Genomic DNA, 16,405 nt, shown 5'->3' on the forward strand with positions numbered 1-16,405 from the left:
AGTCGGGCGTATCGCCTCACAGGCGATACGCCCGATCTGTTTTCTACATCGATCAGTTCGTACGGGGAGCGCGTCCAAATCGGACCAATCTCATTGCTGCAAGCACGCCTGGCACGCAAAGTGGGGTTCGAGCCCAAATCCACGCGCCACGCCATGCAGCCCTTCCGCGACACGCCCGCAGCCCCCGCTTCCGACGAGGCCAGTCACGCCATCATCGCCGGTCTGCTCCCCCCGCAGGTCATCAGTACGCTGACCGAGCTGTTCGGGCTCGACCTCCAGCAGTGGCGCTTTATCGTCGACTTGTTTACCGAAACGGTCGAGCAGGATCTCACCAACCTCGACCAGGCACTGCACGACGGCGTAGATGCGCAGATCATCGAAGCCTCGCATCGCATCGTGGGTTCGTCCCGCATGCTGGGGCATCTGGCCATCGGCGATGCCGCGCGCGCCATTGAGCGCGTTGCGCAAAGTGTTGGGCCATATCACGAGCGCGCGGCGGAGATGCGATTGAACTTCACGCACCTGTACGCGCTGGCAGATGAGTTCCGCCAGCAGATCAGCCGCTGCGCCTGGCCGGACTCGGCAGTTGCCGGCTAACGGTTACCAGCCAGGCGGCCATTGCGCTCGGCCAGCCGCCGGTTGAGCAGCAGCGGAACGATACCGATCGCAATGCCGCCCAGGCCGATCAGGTTGGTCGCCCAATCGAACGTCGGCACGCTGTAGGCCGCAATGAACCACAAGAACAGCGCACTGCCCAGCGGCCACAGCACCAGAAACACCGCATCAAACACCGAGCGCAGCGCATCGCGCCGGTAGTGCCACGCGCACGCAAAACCGGCCAACCCGTAGTAGAACGCCACCTGAAAGCCGATGGCATTGACCGAATCCTTGATGATCGCGTTGATGCTCGGAAAGTACGACGCGCCAAACAGCAGCACCAGCCCAATCGTCGTGATGACGGCCGTGGCCATCCACGGCGTGTGCCAGGTCTTGTGCAGCCTGGCATAGCGGGCGTGCAGCATGCCGTCGCGCCCCTTGGCGTAGAGCGTGCGCGTGAACTGTAGGATGGAGGTCTCCAATGTGCCGATCGTGCTGAGCATGACGGCCACCACGGCCACGTAGCTCCACGGGCGCGGCAACAGCTTGTCGGCCACGGCAAAGATAACGTTGGTGCTGGATTGCTCGATCTCTGCGTCGCTCAGCACGAGCAGGATCACGGCGGCAAAACCCATGAACAGCGCCAGCACGATCACCATGGCCCACAGCGCACCGCGGCCGGGGGCGTGATTGGCGTCACGCGTTTCTTCCGTCAGATTGACGGTCACATCCCAACCCCAGAAAAAGAACAGTGCCGTCAACGCGCCAGTCGCAAAAAGCTGCGGCGTAAAAGCACCGGGCGATAGCCACGCCCACGACAGCGGGTGCGCCGGATGGGCGCCAAACTTCGACACCGCCAGCACAATCAACGCAATCAGGATGACGGTCTCCACCACCGTCATGGCGACCTGCGAATAGCTCGTCAGCTTGATACCTTTGATGATGACCGCGCTCACCGCCAGCAGCCACGCGGCAGCGACCAGCGCCACCACAGCAGGCTGGTCAGCCAGCGAGGGTGCCACCAGTGTGAGCGTGGCGGTTGCCGCCGGGATCGTGCCCGACACCATGAACACGCCCGAGGCCACCAGCAGTGCCCAGCCGGCAAAGAAGCCCAACGTGCGGTTGAAGATGGCGCCCACCCAGGCATACGCCGCGCCCGCGTGCGGATTGATGCGATTCAGGTGCAGGTAGGCAAAGGTCACACCAAACATGATCAGCCCGCAGTACAGCAGGCTGGCCGGCGTGAGCGCCCCAACAGCGGCAATCAACGTGGCTGTCGTGGCGGCAATGCTGAAGGCGGGCGCCGTACCAGCCACGCCCATGACAACGGATTCGCCGACACCCAGGGCGTGAGCCTCGAGTCGCGCCTGTCCGTGCTGTGTATGCGTATCCGGCATATGCGTCGTCATCCCCACCTCCGCTGTCTGACCGCTTAGAGACCGCCCGCCTTCAGTATTGGCGCTCGCAGCCACAACACCAACCGCTTTGATGTCGCGCGCTAGCCACCGGCAGCGATGCCGGTGCGCTCGGTTTATTTATGTTTCTGGTCACATAAATAACTTGGTTAGGCTGTATGTTGCGCAACCCGCAATACAACGGATCTCTACAACTATTGATCTAGACCAGGGCTCATCACTATCTTCGCGGGCAACGTCGGCGCAGTCCCTCTGCAGCTGGCGGGTACGTACCAGCCATGACTGGTGCGGCCAACTCACTTCATACCGTAGCAACCAGGCACATCAACGCATCCGGGGGGATTTCGATGTCCGAAGCAGTACTGCATCCATTTTTTTCGCGCGAGCGCACCATCGCCGCGGTGGGGTTCAACCGCTGGCTGGTTCCGCCTGCCGCGTTGGCCATCCATCTGTGCATCGGCATGGCCTATGGCTTTTCTGTTTTCTGGCTGCCGCTTGGCCGCGCACTGGGCATTGCCAAACCGCAAACCTGCGGCGCCGATGTCTCGCTGATCGCCGAGCTGTTCACCACCACCTGCGACTGGCGCATCTCCAGCCTGGGCTGGATGTTCACGTTGTTCTTCGTCTTCCTGGGCCTTTCCGCCGCGCTGTGGGGCGGCTGGCTGGAACGTGTCGGCCCGCGCAAGGCCGGTGTCGTGTCGGCAGTGTGCTGGTGCGGCGGTCTGCTGATCTCAGCGATCGGCATCCAGATGCATCAGCTCTGGTTGCTGTGGGTCGGCTCTGGCGTGATCGGCGGGATTGGCCTGGGGCTGGGCTACATCTCGCCCGTGTCGACGCTCATCAAGTGGTTTCCGGACAAGCGCGGCATGGCGACCGGCATGGCCATCATGGGTTTTGGCGGCGGCGCAATGATCGGCGCACCGCTGGCCGACCGCCTGATGAAGCTGTTTGCCACGCCGGATTCCGTGGGTGTGGCGCAAACGTTTATCGTGCTGGCCGGTATCTACTTCGTGTTCATGATGGCCGGTGCGCTGGGCTACCGCGTGCCGCCCACTGGCTGGAAGCCGGCTGGCTGGACGCCCTCACCTGCCAAGACAAAGGACACCATGGTCACGCAGCGCCATGTACACGTGAACGAGGCTCTGAAAACGCCGCAGTTCTGGCTGATCTGGGCCGTGCTGTGCCTGAACGTGTCGGCTGGCATTGGTGTGCTGGGCATGGCTTCGCCGCTGCTGCAGGAAGTGTTTGGCGGCAAGCTGCTTGGCGTGACGACGGCCTTCACTGAGCTGACCGCAGCACAGAAGGGCCAGATCGCCGCCATCGCAGCCGGCTTCACAGGCCTGCTGAGCCTGTTCAACATCGGCGGGCGTTTCTTCTGGGCATCGCTGTCGGACCGCCTGGGCCGCAAGATGACCTACGCGATCTTCTTCGTGCTGGGTTTTGTGCTGTACGCGTCGATTCCGTGGACTTCGCACACCGGCAACATCGCGCTGTTCGCCCTAGCCTTCTGCGTGATTCTGTCGATGTACGGCGGCGGTTTTGCCACTGTGCCAGCGTATCTGGCTGACATGTTCGGCACGCAAATGGTGGGCGCTATCCACGGCCGCCTGCTGACCGCGTGGTCGACTGCCGGCATCCTGGGCCCGGTGCTGGTGAACTATCTGCGTGAGTACCAGATTGCCCATGGCGTGGAACGCGCTGCCGTGTACGACATCACGATGATGATCCTGGCCGGTCTGCTGGTCCTGGGCTTTATCTGCAACCTGCTGGTGCGCCCGGTGAACGCGAAGCACTTCATGACCGACGCGCAACTCGACGCACAACGTCACGCAGTTGCAGCCAAGAATCTGACGCCGTCGGTAGCGGCGCCGGAAACGTCGCTGGAATGGGCGGCACACCCGGGCTCGGCCGTGGCTGTGGTGCTGGCCTGGGCAGCCGTGGGCCTGCCGTTGGGCTGGGGGGTTTGGATTACACTCCAAAAAGCTGCTGTTCTGTTCTCTTAACGCCTGAAATCAAGCCACCGCGCCGTCATGAAGCATCAGAAAATCGAGTTTTACCGTCATCCGGCCGGTGGCTGGGGTGCACTCAAGAGCGTTGCGCATCAACTGCTGTCGCAGGGCATCGCAGCCAAGGGCGCCAAGACCATGCTGTCGGCCAACCAGCCTGACGGCTTCGACTGCCCCGGCTGCGCGTGGCCCGATCGTGACCACGCCTCCACGTTCGAGTTTTGCGAAAACGGCGTCAAAGCCGTCGCCGCGGAGGCCACGTCACGCCGCACGACACCTGAGTTCTTCGCGCAGCACACCGTGCGCGAACTGGCCGAGTGGTCCGACTACGCGCTCGAAGACCAGGGGCGCCTGACGCACCCGATGGTCTATGACGCAGCCAGCGACAAATACATCCCGATCGAATGGGATGCCGCCTTCGCGCTGATCGCACAGCACCTGCGTGCGCTGCCCGATCCGAACCAGGCGATCTTCTACACCTCCGGCCGCACCAGCAATGAGGCGGCCTTCCTTTACCAGTTGTTCGTGCGCGCGTATGGCACGAACAACTTCCCCGACTGCTCCAACATGTGCCACGAGCCTTCGGGCACTGGCATGCGGGGCAGCATCGGCGTTGGCAAAGGCACCGTCACGCTTGACGACTTCACCAAAGCCGACGCCATCTTCATCTTCGGCCAGAACCCGGGGACGAACCACCCGCGCATGCTCGGCGAGCTGCGCGAGGCGTCCAAGCGCGGGGCGAACATCGTGTCGTTCAACCCGCTGCGCGAGCGCGGGCTGGAGCGCTTTGCCGATCCGCAAAGCAAGATCGAAATGCTGACGATGGGCTCCACGCGCATCAGCATCGAGTACCACCAGGTGCGCATTGGCGGGGACCTGGCAACCGTCAAGGGCATCATCAAACACGTGATCGAGCGTGACGATGTGGCCCGCAGCCGTGGTGAGCCCGCCATCGTCGATCACGCGTTCATTGCCCAGCACACCGGCGGTTTTGATGTTTTCGCCGCCGACGTGCGCGCTGAATCGTGGGCGACCATCGAGGCCGAATCGGGCCTGCCGGAAAACGAAATCCGCCAGGCTGGCGATACGTACCTCAAGGCCGGCAGCGTGATCGCCTGCTGGGGCATGGGGATCACGCAGCACAAGCACTCGGTGGCGACGATCCAGATGATCGTCAACCTGCTGCTCCTGCGCGGCAACATCGGGCGCCCAGGTGCCGGTGCGTGCCCGGTGCGCGGCCACAGCAACGTGCAGGGTGACCGGACGATGGGCATCTACGAGAAGCCCGCACCCGCGTTTCTCGATCGGCTGGAAAAGGTGTTTGGCTTCAGCGCACCGCGCGAACATGGCTATGACACCGTCGGTGCCATCGAGGCGATGCGCAACGGCGCGGGGCGCGTGTTCTTTGCCATGGGCGGCAACTTTGCAGCCGCCACACCGGACACCGCTGCTACATGGGCCGGCCTGCGCCAGTGCGACCTGACCGTGCACGTGACCACCAAGCTCAACCGAAGCCACATCGTGCATGGCAAGGCCGCGCTGATCCTGCCGTGCCTGGGCCGCACCGAAATCGACCAACAAGCCGGCGGCACGCAAGGTGTGACGGTGGAAGACTCGATGAGCATGGTGCACATGTCGGCAGGCATCAATCCGCCGGCCTCGCCGCACCTGCTGTCGGAGCCGGCCATTGTGGCGCGGCTGGCCGAGGCGACGCTGCCCGAGAGCACCATCCCCTGGGGCTGGCTGGTGGAAGACTATGACCGCATCCGCGAGCGGATCGAAGCCGTGTTCGACGACTTTGCCGGTTTCAACGAGAAGATTCGCGTGCCGGGTGGTTTCCGCCTGCGCAACACCGCATCGGAACGCGTCTGGAGCACGCCGTCGGGCAAGGCGGAATTCCGCACGCACGGCATTCCGACCGACACGCCCGTCCACCGCGCCCGCGAGCGCCATGCTGATGCCACCGTCTTCACGCTGGCCACGGTGCGTTCGCACGACCAGTACAACACCACGATCTACGGCATGGACGACCGCTATCGCGGCGTGTTCGGCCAGCGCCGCGTCGTCTTCATCAACAAGGAAGACCTGCACGCCATTCGCATGAAAGACGGCGAGTGGGTCGATATGGTCACGCTGTCGGATGACGGCACCACGCGCCGTGCAGATGGCTTCCGCCTAGTGGCGTACGACATCCCGCGCGGCTGCCTGGCGGCGTACTACCCTGAGACCAATCCGCTGGTGCCGCTGTCGTCCGTGGCCGATCAGGCGCGCACGCCGACGTCCAAGTCGATCCCGGTGATGCTGGTGCCAAGTCAGGTGGAACGAACCTCCGACGCACAGGCGGCCACCACGGTCGAAGCCTGATGCGGGCGGAGCCGGTATGGTCCGCACTGCAGCTCGGGTTGCTGGCGGCACTGCGCGAGACCGAACCTGGCAAGCCCGTGTCGCTACCCTGGCTGACCAAGCGTGTAGGCGAACGCGCCAGCACCGTGCTGCGCGCGTTGCATCCGCTGGCCGACGCCGGCCTGCTGCGTGTCGCCATGGATGACATGCGCTGGCTCGTCGTACTGCTTGATGCCGGCCGCGCTGTACCGAGTATCACCGCATGACCGCCCTCACCCGCCATCCTGCCGGCCTGCCCGTCGTCTCCACCGCGGCAACGCGGCGCACCCGCGCCGGCGCGCATGAAGACGCCACCACCGCCGTCGCCGACGAGACACCGGTGGCGCTCGTCTTCAACGGCATCACACACGCCGTGATGATGGCTTCGCCCGCCGATCTGGAAGACTTTGCGCTGGGCTTTGCGCTATCCGAGGGCATCATCGACAGCCGCGCCGACTGGCGCGGTGCCGATGTCGAAACCCACACGCATGGCATCGAGATCCACACCGAGATCGCCTCGCACTGCTTCGTCCGCCTGAAGGAGCACCGCCGCGCACTGGCCGGTCCGACCGGCTGCGGCCTGTGCGGTATCGAAAGCCTGCAGACCTTCGAAACCACGCCCGCATCGCTCGCACGCCCCGCCTGGGTGGAATCGCTTGCAGACGCGCAGGTGCTGGATGCGATGAACACCATCGCCACGCATCAGCCCGCCAATGCGCTCACGGGCGGCTTGCATGCCGCCGGCTGGGTACCCGCAGACGGCAACACGCCGCTGCACGTGCTGGAAGATGTCGGCCGCCACAACGCGCTCGACAAGCTGATCGGCCGGCTGACTCGATTGGGCACCCGCCCCGCAGATGGCTTCGTCGTCATGACCAGCCGTGCGAGCTTCGAGCTGGCGCGCAAGTGCGTGCACGTGGGCGTTCCCGTGCTCGCGACGATCTCCGCACCATCTTCGCTGGCCATCCGCCATGCCAAGGCGGGGCAACTGACGCTGCTGGCGTTCTGCCGGGGCGACAGCGTCACGCGGTTTGCCTGAAGCACCCACCTGTCTGCCGCCCCAACGAGCAATGCCGCGCTAGCCCTGCGCCACCGCCGCACCCAGCTCCGCATTGGTCACGGCGTGGCCGTTCAGGCTCCATGCACCGTCCACGGCGTGCACCACATTCACAAAGATGGTTTCCCGCGGTTGCCGCCCACCAGACAGCTCCTGAATGATGTTGGTGGCATCGGCAAAGAAACCTTGCTGGACTTCGCGGTTGGCAAACGCGATGCCCGGCACCTTCCACTCCACCCACGCTCCGGCAAACGGCTTACCGGCTGAGAACGTGGACGTTTTCGGCAACACATGGACGGTTGCCGTCACGTTGGGTGTCATGACGGTGTTGCCCAGCAAACCGTGCCATTTCAGCATGGCCTCGGTGAGCCGGGAGACTGCCGTGCTTTCGCTGCCCGGGGGCAGTACGCCTTCAGTCAGGGTGAGAGTCAGTGGCATAAGGAGCTCCTTTCAGTTGATGTTGCGATCGTTATGTATCGATCGAAATATAATCTAGGAACCCGACCTGAGTGTGTCAAGAAATAGATAGCGGCCGCACTATCATTTCATCGTACGCCCACAGAGAGCTCGGCATAAAACCACCAGAGCAGCCAATCCACTTGGCATAAAGCCGATCACCTGGTTGTATATCGATCGCAATCTATACTATCAACACGACGTGGTTGATTGCCAAGCGTAGAATAGCGATCGCTCTATAACCAAATACCCTCTCATGAGATACCCGGAAGGACACAAAGAGGAAGCTCGCGCCCGCATGGTTGCCGCCGCCGGCCGGGGGTTTCGCAAGCATGGCTTCGGTGGCATCGGCGTTGATGGATTGGCCAAAGAGGCCAAGGTCACGTCAGGGGCACTGTATGGCCATTTCCCGTCAAAGAATGCGGCCTTCAAGGAAGCCGCGATCGCGGGGTTGGAGGAGTTGCGCAGCGGCGTGCTTGCGATGCGCGCGCAACATGGCGCGGATTGGCTCGAACCGTTCGTCGATTTCTACCTGGGCTTCAAGCGCGTCTGTGAGTTGGGTGAGAGCTGCGGCCTGCAAAGCCTGACACCCGAGGTCTGCAGGGCTGACGAGGACGTGCGCGCCGCCTATGAGCTGCACTTGCAAGGTGTTGTGCATGCGGTGGCCGACGGCCTGCCGGGCGGCACGTCGGCCGATCGGCATCAGCGCGCATGGAGCCTACTCTCCCTGCTGCCTGGCGCCGTGACGATGGCCCGCGCCACGTCCGGTGACGCAGTCTCCGAGGAGATCGCGCGCGCAGTGCGCGCAGCGGCGCTATTGGTGGCGCGTACGCCGGGCGAAGGCTGATCGGATCGACGCGCCTGCGCTAGATCTCCACCTTGCTCCCCAGTTCAACCAGCCGGTTGGCGGGGATCCGGAAGAAATCCGATGGCTTAGCGCTGTTGTGCTGCATCCATGCGAACAAAGATTCCCGCCACATCGCCATGCCGGGCAGCGGTGATGGCACCACCGTGGCGCGCGTAATGAAGAACGACGTCTCCATGTCTTCAAAGACGATGTTCAGGCGTTGACCCACGCTCTTGACGATTTCATCCACGGCGGGGGTCTCCTTGAAACCGAAATCCACGGTCGCGGTGTAGATGTCTTCGCCAATGGTCTTGAGCACCATCCGCTTGGCGGGCTCCACATAGGGCACGGCCAGTGTGCGGAAGTGGATGAACAGCACGCGCTTGTGCAGCACGTGGTTGTGCTTGAGGTTGTGCAGCAATGCCAGCGGCACGAACTCGATGCTCGGCGTGAGATACACGGCCGTGCCATCCACGCGATATGGCGGATGGCGCAGCAGGCCCTCCATGAATGGCTCAAGCGGAATACCGCCTTCCACATTGCGTGCCTTGAGCAACTGCGTGCCGGTATGCCACGTCACCATCAGGAAGAAGATCAGGCCGCCCAGCAGAAGCGGGAACCAGCCGCCTGCCGCAATCTTGAGCAGGTTGGCAGCGAAGAACGACAGGTCCACCACCAGAAACACCGCGCCGATACATGCCACGACGGGCAGGCTCCACTTCCATGCCTTTTGCATGACCACGGTCACCAGGCCGGTGGTCAACAGCATGGTGGTCGTCACGGCAATGCCGTAAGCGGCGGCTAGGTTGTCGGACTTGCCGAAGGCCAGCACGACGGCCACCACCAGCAACAACAAGATGTAGTTGACGACCGGCACGTAGATCTGACCGATCTCTACATCCGATGTGTAGAGAATCTTCATGCGCGGCGCATAGCCCAGGTGCACGGCCTGCGCCGTCATCGAAAACGCACCGGAAATGACCGCCTGCGATGCGATCACGGTGGCGGCAGTCGCCAGCACCACCATCGGGCCCACGGCCCAGGTTGGCATCAACAGGAAAAATGGGTTTTGCACGGCAGAGGGCTCGCGCAACAGCATCGCACCTTGCCCGAAGTAGTTCAGCAGCAGGCACGGCATGGCAATGTAGAACCACGCAAAGCGGATCGGCCGCGCACCAAAGTGGCCCATGTCGGCGTAGAGCGCTTCAGCACCCGTCAATGCCAGGAACACCGAGCCAAACACGACGAACGCCAGGACGGTGTGCCGGAATGCGAATTCGAGGGCGTAGATCGGGCTCAACGCCACCAGCACCTGCGGAGACTTCACCACCGAGGCCAACCCGATCAGCCCCAGCAGCACGAACCAGATCAGCATGATCGGACCGAACAGGCGCCCGACCACGTGCGTGCCCTGCTTCTGCAGCAGGAACAGGCCAATCAGCACAATCAACGCCAGCGGCAGCACCCACGTCTGCAGCGCGGGCGCCATGATTTCCATACCTTCAATGGCAGAGAGGACTGAAATAGCCGGCGTAATCACCGCATCGCCATAGAACATGGCAGCGCCCAACAAACCAAGCATCATCAGTGTGCGGGTAAACCGGGCGCCGCCGCCGCTGGCGCGCATGGCCAGCGCTGTCAATGCAAGGATGCCGCCTTCGCCGTTGTTGTCGGCGCGCATGACAAACAGCACGTATTTGATGGAGACGACCAGCGTCATCGCCCAGAACAGCATCGACAGGATGCCGAAAACGGTCTGGTCCGAAAACGGAACGCCATGCTCAGGGTTGAAGCACTCCTTTAATGCATACAAGGGGCTGGTACCGATGTCCCCGAAGACCACGCCGATCGCGCCGACCATGGTGGCCATCAATGCGGGTTTTTTTTGGACTGTGCTGGCGGTGGCTGTCGTCATGGTTGCCTGCGACTGGAACGACGGGAGCGCACGCAATTTTCGTGCACCAACTGCCCTGCCGCCCACGCCTGGCGCGGCATTGGAGTGCGGCAGAAGCCACTAAAGCTTAGGTGAAAACGCTCGGTTTTGTGCGAGTGTTTGCCCCGATAGCACGAACCCACAGACGCTGGTGGGCCCCTTGGGCATCGTCCATGCTTGATCTAAACGGGCCGTGTTAAAAAAACAGACTTTGACGAGGAGACGCGCCAAGCATATATTCACCAAACGATCGTTTGGCCGGTTTGGCCGGGTCTGCCTGCTGTGTTTCTTTTGGCCGGCGGCCGATCGATTTCTCAACTTTACGACTCAAGATCATGGCTACTGGTACCGTCAAGTGGTTCAACGACGCAAAAGGTTTCGGCTTCATTACTCCGGACGATGGCGGCGAGGACCTTTTTGCACATTTTTCCGCAATCAACGCCGCAGGCTTCAAAAGCCTGAAGGAAGGTCAGAAGGTCACGTTCGACGTTACGCAAGGCCCCAAGGGTAAGCAGGCCTCGAACATCGTGCCCCAGTAACAAGGAGCACGCGGGCGCGGTAGCCCGGTTTTGTCTTGCGGCGCGAGGTTTCCTCGCGCGCGTATTGGCCGGGATATTCCGCCAGGCAGGTTGTTCAGTACGTGTTTGCCATCAAGCAGTCGGATGGCCATCGGAAACGGTGGCTTGGTTTGACGAACCCCTATTGGGAGAATGCAATGGCCAGCCGAATTGAAGATAACGCCGTTCAATATGATCCGCCCGCCGGGGCAGCTGCAGAAATGCACGCTGCCCCGCGTTTCATTCGGGATTCGGAGATCCAGTTTTCACGCTCACCAGGATTCCACGAAGGCCAGCGCGTGAGCTTCGATATCGAGATCGGCCCCGACGGTGAGCCAATCGCCGTGAACATCAAGCCACTATGACAGCACGGCTTAGCTGCCGCATGCGCAAAGAAAAAGGGAGGCACTGCCTCCCTTTTTCATTGGTGCGTATGCCGCTTACTTGGCCGTGGGCATGACGAACTCGGCGCCCTTGGCAATCGAATCCGGCCAGCGCTGCATCACGCTCTTGTAGCGTGTGTAAAAACGCACACCTTCTTCGCCATAGGCGTGGTGGTCGCCGAACAGCGAGCGCTTCCAGCCGCCAAAGCTGTGCCAGGCCATCGGTACCGGAATCGGCACATTGATGCCGACCATACCCACCTGGATCTGCCGCGCAAATGCACGCGCCACGCCGCCGTCGCTGGTGTAGCACGACACACCATTGCCATATTCGTGGGCGTTGATCAGGTCCACGGCTTCGGCAAAGTCATGCACGCGCACAACAGACAGCACTGGGCCGAAGATCTCTTCCTTGTAGATCGTCATCCCGGGCTTGACGTGGTCGAACAGCGTGCCGCCGGTAAAGAAGCCCTGTTCGTGACCCGCCACCGTATGGCCGCGGCCGTCCACCACCAGCTTGGCACCCTCTTCCACACCTTTGGCGATATAGCCCTCCACCTTGGCTTTGTGCGGGCCGGTAACGAGCGGGCCCATCTCGCTGTCGGCTTCCATGCCGTTACCGATCTTGAGCGCGCGCGCGCGCTCCGCCAGACGCGGCACGAGCTTGTCGGCCACGTCGCCCACCGCAACCGCCACGGAGATCGCCATGCAACGCTCGCCGGCCGAACCGTAGCCAGCGCCGATGAGCGCGTCGACCGCCTGGTCGAGATCGGCATCGGGCATCACCACCAGGTGGTTCTTCGCGCCACCCAGGGCCTGCACGCGCTTGCCGTGCTTGGTGCCTTCGGTATAGATGTACTCGGCGATGGGCGTACTGCCGACGAATGACAGCGCCTGCACGTCCGGATGCACCAGCAGCGCGTCCACGGCATCCTTGCCGCCCTGCACGACGTTGAACACGCCGTCGGGCAGGCCTGCCTGCTTGAGCAGGTCGGCAATCATCAGGCTCGGGCTCGGGTCACGTTCGCTCGGCTTGAGGATGAACGTGTTGCCGCAGGCCAGCGCCACCGGCGCCATCCACATCGGCACCATGAACGGGAAGTTGAACGGTGTGATGCCCGCCACCACGCCCAGCGGCTGGCGCAGGTTCCAGTTGTCGATGCCGCCACCGATGTTGTCGGTGAATTCGGTCTTGAGCAGGTTCGGGATGCCGCAGGCGAACTCCACCACCTCGATGCCGCGCGTGACCTCACCCTTGGCATCGGAAAACACCTTGCCGTGTTCGCGGGTGATGGCCGCAGCCAGGGCATCGTGGTTCTGGTCGAGCAGCTCCTTGAACTTGAACAGGACACGCGAGCGCTTGAGCGGTGAAGTTTCGGCCCAAGCTGGGGCAGCGGCATGTGCAGCAGCAACAGCGGCAGCCACTTCGGCCTGACCACCCAGCAGCACCTGCGCGCTCACGGCACCGGTGGCGGGGTTGAACACATCGGCACTGCGTGTGCCTGCGCCGGCATAGCGCTGTCCGCCGATGTAGTGGCTGACCACGGATTCGGTCACAGCAGGATCAATCGGTCGATTCATCTCAAGCTACCTCTTGCAGAACGGTACGAACGGTGTCGAAGATGCGCGCGATCTGCGCCTCGTCGATGATGAGCGGCGGCGAAAACGCCAGGATGTCACCGGTGTAGCGCACCAGCACGCCACGCTCCAGGCATTTCAGGAAGACCTCGTAGGCGCGTGCACCAACCGCACCCGGACGCGATTCCAGCTCGATGCCGGCCACCAGCCCCAGGTTGCGGATGTCCTTCACATGCGGAGCGCCCTTGACCGAATGCGCCGCGGCTTCAAACGCTGGCGACAGCGCGCGTGCACGCTCGAACAGGCCTTCGCTGCGATACAGGTCGATGGCAGCAACCGCGGCGGCGGCGGCCAACGGGTGCGCGGAATACGTATAGCCGTGGAACAACTCGATCGCGCCCGGCGCGCCGGCGTCAATGATGGTGTCGTGCAGCGACTGGCGTACTGCCACGGCGCCCATTGGCACAGCGGCGTTGTTGATGCCCTTGGCCATCGTCAGCAGATCCGGTGTCACGCCAAAGAACTCCGACGCAGTGGCTGCACCCAGGCGGCCAAACCCGGTGATGACCTCGTCGAAGATCAGCAGGATGCCGTGCTTATCGCACAGTGCGCGCAGGCGCTGCAGGTAACCCTTGGGCGGCACCAGCACGCCCGTGGAGCCGGCCAGCGGTTCAACGATGACGGCCGCAATCGTCGACGCATCATGCAGTGTGACGATGCGCTCCAGCTCATCGGCGAGGTGTTCGCCCCAGGCTGGTTGGCCCTTGGAGAACGCGTTGTGCTCCGGTGCATGCGTGTGCGGCAGGTGGTCCACGCCCGGGATCAGGTTGCCCGAAAACGCCTTGCGGTTCGGCGAGATACCGCCCACCGAAATACCACCGAAGCCCACGCCGTGATAGCCGCGCTCACGGCCAATCAGACGGGTGCGCTGCCCCTCGCCACGTGCACGGTGATAGGCCAGCGCAATCTTGAGCGCGGTGTCCACCGCCTCTGAACCGGAGTTGACGAAGAAGATGCGGTTCAGCCCTTCCGGCATCAGCTCGGCCACTTTCTCGGCCGCGCGGAAGGCCATCGGGTGGCCCATCTGGAAGGTCGGCGCGAAATCCAGCGTGCTGGCCTGCGCGGTGATGGCGTCGACGATCTCCTTGCGGCTGTGGCCGGCGTTGACGCACCAGAGGCCCGCTGTGCCATCCAGCACTTCGCGGCCGTCGGCGTCGCGGTAGTACATGCCCTGGGCCGACGTGAGCAGGCGCGGTGCGGCCTTGTACTGGCGGTTGGCCGTGAACGGCATCCAGAAGTAGGACAGATCGGTGGTTTCCAGCGGGTGCGGTGCGGGTTTCATCGGCGTCTCCGAAAGAAAATCAGGCAGGCAAGCGAATCAGCGGTTCGAGCAAACTGTACAGAGCCAAACGCACTGCGGACATGCACAGATGACGGTTCTGTATGAAACTGTATAGGTGCCCGCCACGCCTATGTCGCTCAAATGCCGCATCGCAACATGCCACTCGAACACCTCGAACTCGATCCTCATCATCCTCAGCGTACGTTGGTCGATCAGATAGTCCAAGGCATTCGTACCGCTGTGGAAAGCCGCAGTCTGCCCCCAGGCACGCGGCTGCCTTCGGTGCGCAAGCTTGCTCAGGCACACGACGTCAGTACCTTCACGGTGGCCGAGGCCTACACGCGGCTGGCAGCGCTAGGGGCCATCGTGGCGCGGCCGCGTTCCGGCTATCTCGTTGCCGCGCGTGCACCGGCACAGCCAGCACCTGTCGCACCTCGCTGGGAGCCACCGAAGCTCAATGCTGCCTGGCTGCTGTCGGACGTGTTTGCCGATCGCTCCATCGCCGTCAAACCGGGCTGTGGCTGGCTGCCGAACGATTGGCTGGATGAGCGCGGCGTGCAGGAAGCGATGCGCGCAGTGAGCCGTGTCTCTGCGTTGCGTGTGGCGGGCTACGGGCACCCGTGGGGTTATGCGCCACTGGGCGAAACCGTGGCGGAATCGCTCACGCTGCGCGGGTTGCCGGTCGAGCGTTCGCAAGTGCTGCTGACAAGCGGCGCTACACAGGCGCTGGACTTGATCGTGCGCACTTTGTTCAAGGCCGGTGACGTGGTGGCCGTGGATGAGCCGGGCTACTGCAACGTGCTCCAGGTGCTCAAGCTGGCTGGCCTGCGCGTGGTGGGCGTGCCGCGCACGCCAGATGGATTGGACGCGGCGGCATTGGAAACCATCCTGCGCACCGACGATGCCGAGCGTCCGCGCGCGCTCTTCACCAGCTCCGTCCTGCAGAACCCCACCGGCACTTCGATGAGCGCGCAGAACGCCTACCGCGTACTGCAACTGGCCGAGCAGCACGGCCTGTGGATCGTCGAAGACGACCTCCACCGCGAACTCGCCGACCCTGCCGCGCCCATGCTGGCGGCACTCGATGGCCTGCGCCGCACGCTGTATGTGAGTGGCTTCTCGAAGACGATCTCACCGTCATTGCGTGCGGGCTACGTGGTGGCCGACGCCGCCATCACGCGCGAGCTCGCACGCACCAAGATGGCCGTCGCGCTCACCTCGTCGGAAATCACCGAGCGCATCGTGCATGCATTTGTTACCCGGCCCGTCTACGCAGAACACGTGGCACGACTGACAGCGCGCTTGGCCAAGGCGCATGCCGATGCGGAGGCCCTCATGCGCGCGCACGGCGCCATCGCGTTCGACGCGCCGGGGCGCGGCCTCTTCCTATGGGCGCGCCTGCCGGGCCACCCGAATGCCTCCGCGCTGGCCGACCAGGCCATCCGCCACAACATCTGGCTGGCACCGGGCCAGTATTTCCGCACCGACGAGGCCGTCGACCCATGGTTGCGCTTTAACGTGGCGTACTCCGCCGAGCCCGCGCTATGGGCATTCCTGGCCCGGCAATAGCGCTTTTCAAGCGGGCACAACAACGCATTGCGCCCGTCAACTAAGGTTGCCAATCCCACATCCAGATGCGGCTTCACAGTACGACATTTGCCTATGCAATTACATAGGCGAGTACGGGAAATGCATCTCGGTATCAGTGATTCGCATCCGCATGTGACGGTTTGACCTTCCTGTCACATAAGCCCGGCAGCATCGGCTTTTGTGTCAGGTGCATGTCGGCTGGCGCACCACCGTCGGGCTTTGTCTATCGTGGTCCAGGCGTGTTGGCTTCACACGGCCTGGT

At 63.2% G+C, this 16,405-nt stretch carries 14 protein-coding genes; 9 read left to right on the plus strand and 5 right to left on the minus strand.

From position 1 onward, the window contains the following. Positions 1 to 93 precede the first annotated feature (93 nt). Positions 94 to 597, plus strand: coding sequence for an Hpt domain-containing protein (locus ACS13N_RS17680; RefSeq protein WP_438932928.1), 504 nt, complete (start codon positions 94 to 96; stop codon positions 595 to 597). Here the strand turns inward: ACS13N_RS17680 and ACS13N_RS17685 are convergent. Beyond that, on the minus strand, positions 594 to 2,006 hold the full coding sequence (locus ACS13N_RS17685; protein ID WP_438932929.1) for an APC family permease: 1,413 nt from the start codon (positions 2,004 to 2,006) through the stop codon (positions 594 to 596). The genes ACS13N_RS17680 and ACS13N_RS17685 overlap by 4 nt on opposite strands. 353 nt (positions 2,007 to 2,359) lie before the next feature. On the opposite strand from ACS13N_RS17685, the gene ACS13N_RS17690 reads away from it, so the two are divergent. The 4 genes from ACS13N_RS17690 to fdhD are packed head-to-tail and all read left to right on the plus strand — an operon-like array spanning position 2,360 to position 7,439. Further along, a complete protein-coding gene (locus ACS13N_RS17690; RefSeq protein ID WP_438932930.1) occupies positions 2,360 to 4,015 on the plus strand; it encodes an OFA family MFS transporter in 1,656 nt (551 codons plus the stop codon). A 27-nt stretch (positions 4,016 to 4,042) separates the two neighbouring features. After that, the gene (locus tag ACS13N_RS17695) at positions 4,043 to 6,382 is read left to right on the plus strand and encodes an FdhF/YdeP family oxidoreductase (RefSeq protein WP_438932931.1); all 2,340 of its coding nucleotides are present in this window, start codon (positions 4,043 to 4,045) and stop codon (positions 6,380 to 6,382) included. Then, positions 6,382 to 6,627 (plus strand): MarR family transcriptional regulator, encoded by a 246-nt coding sequence (locus tag ACS13N_RS17700; RefSeq protein ID WP_438932932.1) that lies wholly within the window; start codon positions 6,382 to 6,384, stop codon positions 6,625 to 6,627. Before ACS13N_RS17695 ends, ACS13N_RS17700 begins: the two co-directional genes overlap by 1 nt. Next, positions 6,624 to 7,439, plus strand: coding sequence for a formate dehydrogenase accessory sulfurtransferase FdhD (gene fdhD, locus ACS13N_RS17705; RefSeq protein WP_438932933.1), 816 nt, complete (start codon positions 6,624 to 6,626; stop codon positions 7,437 to 7,439). The genes ACS13N_RS17700 and fdhD overlap by 4 nt, the downstream gene beginning before the upstream one ends. Before the next feature lie 39 nt (positions 7,440 to 7,478). On the opposite strand, the gene ACS13N_RS17710 is transcribed toward fdhD, so the two are convergent. Continuing rightward, positions 7,479 to 7,895, minus strand: a complete 417-nt coding sequence (locus ACS13N_RS17710; protein WP_438932934.1) for a 4-oxalocrotonate tautomerase — start codon at positions 7,893 to 7,895, stop codon at positions 7,479 to 7,481. A gap of 316 nt (positions 7,896 to 8,211) precedes the next feature. Here ACS13N_RS17710 and ACS13N_RS17715 point away from each other — a divergent pair, with 316 nt between their 5' ends. Continuing rightward, a complete protein-coding gene (locus tag ACS13N_RS17715) occupies positions 8,212 to 8,760 on the plus strand; it encodes a TetR/AcrR family transcriptional regulator (RefSeq protein WP_438932935.1) in 549 nt (182 codons plus the stop codon). Positions 8,761 to 8,779: 19 nt separating this feature from the next. Here the strand turns inward: ACS13N_RS17715 and ACS13N_RS17720 are convergent, their stop codons facing one another. After that, the gene (locus ACS13N_RS17720; RefSeq protein WP_438932936.1) at positions 8,780 to 10,675 is read right to left on the minus strand and encodes a potassium transporter Kup; all 1,896 of its coding nucleotides are present in this window, start codon (positions 10,673 to 10,675) and stop codon (positions 8,780 to 8,782) included. A 353-nt stretch (positions 10,676 to 11,028) separates the two neighbouring features. Here ACS13N_RS17720 and ACS13N_RS17725 point away from each other — a divergent pair, with 353 nt between their 5' ends. Both ACS13N_RS17725 and ACS13N_RS17730 read left to right on the plus strand, forming a co-directional pair. Continuing rightward, complete coding sequence (locus ACS13N_RS17725) at positions 11,029 to 11,232, plus strand: cold-shock protein (RefSeq protein ID WP_438932937.1); 204 nt, start codon at positions 11,029 to 11,031, stop codon at positions 11,230 to 11,232. Between the two features lie 176 nt (positions 11,233 to 11,408). Continuing rightward, the gene (locus tag ACS13N_RS17730; protein WP_438932938.1) at positions 11,409 to 11,615 is read left to right on the plus strand and encodes a cold-shock protein; all 207 of its coding nucleotides are present in this window, start codon (positions 11,409 to 11,411) and stop codon (positions 11,613 to 11,615) included. A gap of 75 nt (positions 11,616 to 11,690) precedes the next feature. Here the strand turns inward: ACS13N_RS17730 and ACS13N_RS17735 are convergent, their stop codons facing one another. After that, positions 11,691 to 13,214, minus strand: a complete 1,524-nt coding sequence (locus tag ACS13N_RS17735) for a CoA-acylating methylmalonate-semialdehyde dehydrogenase (RefSeq protein ID WP_438932939.1) — start codon at positions 13,212 to 13,214, stop codon at positions 11,691 to 11,693. Position 13,215: 1 nt separating this feature from the next. Next, complete coding sequence (locus tag ACS13N_RS17740) at positions 13,216 to 14,553, minus strand: aspartate aminotransferase family protein (RefSeq protein WP_438932940.1); 1,338 nt, start codon at positions 14,551 to 14,553, stop codon at positions 13,216 to 13,218. Between the two features lie 156 nt (positions 14,554 to 14,709). On the opposite strand from ACS13N_RS17740, the gene ACS13N_RS17745 reads away from it, so the two are divergent. Continuing rightward, complete coding sequence (locus ACS13N_RS17745; RefSeq protein ID WP_438932941.1) at positions 14,710 to 16,122, plus strand: PLP-dependent aminotransferase family protein; 1,413 nt, start codon at positions 14,710 to 14,712, stop codon at positions 16,120 to 16,122. Positions 16,123 to 16,405: the final 283 nt, after the last annotated feature.

Source organism: Ralstonia sp. 24A2, assembly GCF_051783885.1.
Classification (GTDB): domain Bacteria; phylum Pseudomonadota; class Gammaproteobacteria; order Burkholderiales; family Burkholderiaceae; genus Ralstonia.

What these genes read in the sequence shown, in the direction of transcription:
- ACS13N_RS17685 (WP_438932929.1), bottom strand. Translation starts at nt 2,006, where the DNA reads ATGACGACGCATATGCCGGATACGCATACACAGCACGGACAGGCGCGA.
- ACS13N_RS17690 (WP_438932930.1), top strand. Translation starts at nt 2,360, where the DNA reads ATGTCCGAAGCAGTACTGCATCCATTTTTTTCGCGCGAGCGCACCATC.
- ACS13N_RS17695 (WP_438932931.1), top strand. Translation starts at nt 4,043, where the DNA reads ATGAAGCATCAGAAAATCGAGTTTTACCGTCATCCGGCCGGTGGCTGG.
- ACS13N_RS17700 (WP_438932932.1), top strand. Translation starts at nt 6,382, where the DNA reads ATGCGGGCGGAGCCGGTATGGTCCGCACTGCAGCTCGGGTTGCTGGCG.
- fdhD (WP_438932933.1), top strand. Translation starts at nt 6,624, where the DNA reads ATGACCGCCCTCACCCGCCATCCTGCCGGCCTGCCCGTCGTCTCCACC.
- ACS13N_RS17710 (WP_438932934.1), bottom strand. Translation starts at nt 7,895, where the DNA reads ATGCCACTGACTCTCACCCTGACTGAAGGCGTACTGCCCCCGGGCAGC.
- ACS13N_RS17715 (WP_438932935.1), top strand. Translation starts at nt 8,212, where the DNA reads ATGGTTGCCGCCGCCGGCCGGGGGTTTCGCAAGCATGGCTTCGGTGGC.
- ACS13N_RS17720 (WP_438932936.1), bottom strand. Translation starts at nt 10,675, where the DNA reads ATGACGACAGCCACCGCCAGCACAGTCCAAAAAAAACCCGCATTGATG.
- ACS13N_RS17725 (WP_438932937.1), top strand. Translation starts at nt 11,029, where the DNA reads ATGGCTACTGGTACCGTCAAGTGGTTCAACGACGCAAAAGGTTTCGGC.
- ACS13N_RS17730 (WP_438932938.1), top strand. Translation starts at nt 11,409, where the DNA reads ATGGCCAGCCGAATTGAAGATAACGCCGTTCAATATGATCCGCCCGCC.
- ACS13N_RS17735 (WP_438932939.1), bottom strand. Translation starts at nt 13,214, where the DNA reads ATGAATCGACCGATTGATCCTGCTGTGACCGAATCCGTGGTCAGCCAC.
- ACS13N_RS17740 (WP_438932940.1), bottom strand. Translation starts at nt 14,553, where the DNA reads ATGAAACCCGCACCGCACCCGCTGGAAACCACCGATCTGTCCTACTTC.
- ACS13N_RS17745 (WP_438932941.1), top strand. Translation starts at nt 14,710, where the DNA reads ATGCCACTCGAACACCTCGAACTCGATCCTCATCATCCTCAGCGTACG.